The sequence below is a fragment of the Mesorhizobium sp. M2C.T.Ca.TU.002.02.1.1 genome (genome assembly GCF_003997225.1).
The window spans coordinates 1-3848 of record NZ_RZTO01000607.1; the positions used below are offsets into that span (position 1 = coordinate 1).

A 3848-nucleotide genomic window follows, 5' to 3' on the forward strand; every position below is an offset into this window, starting at 1 on the left:
ACCGCGACGAGCATGGCTTCTATCCGGCTTCGCCATCCGTCGAGGCGGCGCTGGATCGCACCGGTATCCTGTCGCAGGTGCGGCGCAACCGCCAGATTCCGGGGCAGCCACCGCCGCCACGCGATTTCGGCCGCAACGGCACCTTCCTCGTCGTGCGCCAGTTCCAGCAGCATGTCGAATTGTTCGACGATTATTGCCGGCAGGCCGCCGTTCAGGCCGCCGGCGAGACCGGCGATGCGGCCATCACGCCGCGCTGGGTGGCGGCAAAGATGCTCGGCCGCTGGCAGGACGGCAGCTCGCTGGTGCGCAATCCGAACGGGCGTCCGGGCCGCAGCGTCGACAATGATTTCGCGCTCGGCGCCGAGGACCCGCAAGGGCACGGCTGTCCGCTCGGCTCCCACATACGCCGCTCCAACCCGCGCGATTCGCTTGGCGAGGATCGCGAAACGCAGATCAGGATCGGCAAACGCCACCGCATCCTGCGCGTCGGCCGCACCTATGAGAAGAAGGAAAGGGGCGGGAGAACCGAAAAGGGCCTGCTCTTCATGTGCCTCAACGCCGATATCGAACGCCAATACGAGTTCATCCAGCAGACCTGGGTCTCGTCGAATTCGTTCCAGGGCCTTGTGGGCGAAACGGATCCGACGATCGGCGCGCGAGGCGGCGGCGGCCGGTTCTCGATCCCTTCCTGGGAAAAGGTCACCGTGCTCAAGGATGTACCGCAGTTCGTCACTACCAAGGGCGGCGGCTATTTCTTCATGCCGAGCCGCTCGGCGCTGCGCTATCTGATCTCGCGGCTTTGACCGGGCGCTGAAGCTGTTCGATGCTTCTTGGATGTGGCGAACCGATCGAGCTGGGGCGAAGCAACTGGGCCAGCTGCGGCGAAACCGCCGAGCCAGTCACGGCGAAAACCGCCGCGCTGGATCGCTCAGTCGTCGTCCTGCGATTCGGCGATCTGGTTCAGCGCGGCGAGGTTGGTGATGCGCAACCCGCCGCGTTTGATGGCGATCATCTGCCGGTTGCGCCAGTCGTTCAGCGTCTTGTTGACGGATTCGCGCGTCGCGCCGAGGAACTCGCCGAGCTCCGACTGCGAAATCGGAATCCAGCCGGCGCTGTCGGCCATGACGCCGCTCAGGAACACCAGCCGTTTTGCCAGCCTGGCTTCGATGCCGAAAAAGGCCTGGTCGCCCAGCTCGCCGCTGACCCAGCGCAGTCTTGCGCACAGCAGCTCGATCATTGCGCGTGCAAGAGGAGGGTTTTTCTCAATGCGGTCAAAGAGTTGTGTCCGGCTCAGCGAAACCAGCTCGCAGGCGGTGAGGCAGATGGCGGTCGCGGTGCGCGGGCGCCCGTCGAGCGCCCCGATCTCGCCGACCAGGCTGCGCGACAGCTCGATATTGGCCACCAGCTTCTGCCCGCCCGGCGAATAGATCGAAATCTCGACGGTGCCGCTCATCACGCCGTAGATGCGGTCGGACGTATCCTCCTGGACGAACAAATGCTGGCCTGCTGCATAGCGCTCCAGCTTGCAGCCCGCGAACAGCAGGTCGAACTGGCGCGGGTCGATGCGCGCCAGGCGCGGCAGGTTCCTGTCGTCCGCGCCGTTTGTAGCCATGATACGATTCCGCCTCTCGTTAAGCGGAAATTGTAGGATAAGTGCGTGCTCGATCAAAGCGTCGTCTCCTTCTATGGTGGCTGACCGAATTCGGCAGGCGATGGACAGAAGGTCCGATGTCACGCCCGACACGCCGAAATCGGACAAGCCGGCAAACTGTAAGGAGACCGGGCGCACTGGCGGTTGCGGGCCGATCCTTCGAAACGCCGTCCGCGCGCTTGGGTGGGAGGTGCCCATGCGCGCAGACAGCAAATCTGAAAATGGCTAGGTGATCGAAATTTCTCCTCGAGAACCCGATGCAATATCTGCGCGCAAATCCTGCTCGGCGTATGTGAAGGCGCTCACAGATATGCATGTCCGCCGGAGCGACTGTCGCTTCTGAAATATGTGGGTTCATGTCTCGGTCGGCTTTGCTTTGGAAGACAGGCCGCATGATTGCCTAGTCGGCAAAGATCTCAATCGAAGCATGGCGGGAACCTTGGCTTGACTGCAGCGGACGGTCGGCGCCATGGTTGGCTTGGGGAGGGGCATGCCATGGCAGCCGCGAAGGGACTCCTTGTCAAGGTTCGTGGCGACGGCGCGGGGCTCGCGGCGCAAGGCGGGCCGCCCCGGATTGGCGGGATCGAAGCCGAACCGATCCTTGCTCTCCCGCCCGGTGTCGGTGGCGCAGGTCCGGCTGCGGCCGGGGATCGCGGCGCCACCTGGTTGCGGCTGGCAACGGATGCCGCCGATACGGACAATCCCTGGGACCACGCCCACGATCTTGTCGCCCGAACTCCGGCGCTTGCCGCCGCGGGCGCACAGGTGCTCGCGGTCGAGCCCGATATCGCGCAGCAATGGGATTACAGGAGCGGCGCCGGCGACCGGGGCATGGCGGCAAGCGCCAGTCCCGTCTGCGCTTTCGACGATCAGGATCCGCAGGGCGGGCAGGCGGTGGTCGCCGGGCGCATCGCCTGGAACGCCGCGCCTGACTTCAGCCAGTTCGCGGCGGCGCGCAACAGGGTGGGCGCCAAGCAGGCCAACATCACGATCGCCCATCTTGATACCGGTTTCGACCCGAACCACGAGACCCTGCCGGCTGGGCTTCTTACAGCCCAGCAACGCAACTTCGTCGACGACGGAACCGGTCCGAACAACGCGACCGACCACGCTCCAGCCGGCACGCTCACCAGCAATCGCGGCCATGGCACCGGCACGCTCAGCCTGCTTGCCGGCAACAAGCTCGACGGCACTTCGCCGCATTGGCCGGGCTTCACCGATTTCGTCGGCGGCGCGCCATTGGCGAAAATCCTGCCGGTTCGCATCGCCGACTGGGTTGTGCGGCTGACCACGGGCACCATGGTGCAAGGCATCGACTACGCGCGCCAGCAGGGCGCGCAGGTGCTATCGATGAGCATGGGCGGCTTCACCTCGCAGGCCCTGGTCGACGCCGTCAACCTTGCCTACGACCACGGCTTGGTCATGGTCACGGCGGCGGGCAACAATTTCACCTTCACGCCAAGCAGCATCGTCTATCCGGCCCGCTACAACCGCGTGCTTGCGGCCTGCGGCGTGATGGGCGACGGGCGCGCCTATGCCGGCCTTGCTCTCGGCACCATGCAAGGCAATTACGGGCCGCCTTCCAAGATGAACACGGCGCTCGGCGCCTACACGCCGAACGTGCCCTGGGCGGAAATCGACTGCCGCAAGGTGGTCGACATGGACGGCAACGGCACCTCGGCCGCCACCCCGCAAGTCGCCGCCGCGGCCGCTCTGTGGCTCGCCGAGCATTGGGACGTGGTGAAAAACTATCCTCAGCCGTGGATGCGGATCGAGGCTGTACGCAAGGCGTTGTTCGCGAAGGCTTTGAAATCGACGGCCAAGATGAATGCGGCGGAGACGAAGCAGAAGATCGGGCAGGGCGTGTTGCGGGCTCTCGATGCGCTGGACTTCCCGCCGCCAGCGGCGGGGAGCCTCACGAAGCTCACTCCCGCCACCTATACATGGAGCTGGCTTGACCTCTTGACCGGCGGCAACTCGTTGGCGGCACCGACCCCTGTGACATCGCGGCAGCGCATGATGTTTGCGCTGGAACTGACGCAGATGGCGCAAAGCACAGTGGCAATCGAGCAGACGGTCGCCGACCCGGACGGCGATCCGGATCAGGTTTCGGCGGCGGCACGCAACCGCTTCCTCGAAGCGGCGCTCGACCAGGGCAATCCGTCAAAGCCGCTCAAGGCGTTCCTGGAAGGTCTGC

General features: G+C 65.1%; 2 protein-coding genes and 1 pseudogene. 2 read left to right on the top strand and 1 reads right to left on the bottom strand.

The features are described from left to right. Nucleotides 1-803: pseudogene (locus EOD07_RS25945) on the top strand (Dyp-type peroxidase domain-containing protein); the annotation flags it as partial. Between the two features lie 125 nt (nt 804-928). Here the strand turns inward: EOD07_RS25945 and EOD07_RS25950 are convergent. Next, nucleotides 929-1612 (bottom strand): Crp/Fnr family transcriptional regulator, encoded by a 684-nt coding sequence (locus EOD07_RS25950; protein ID WP_127237444.1) that lies wholly within the window; start codon nt 1610-1612, stop codon nt 929-931. Nucleotides 1613-2146: 534 nt separating this feature from the next. Here EOD07_RS25950 and EOD07_RS25955 point away from each other — a divergent pair. Continuing rightward, nucleotides 2147-3848, top strand: a 1702-nt coding sequence (locus EOD07_RS25955) for a S8 family serine peptidase (RefSeq protein WP_164772524.1), incomplete at its 3' end; no start/stop codon positions are given.

Coding starts and splice junctions, on each gene's coding strand:
- EOD07_RS25950 (WP_127237444.1), bottom strand. CDS start 1,612: ATGGCTACAAACGGCGCGGACGACAGGAACCTGCCGCGCCTGGCGCGC.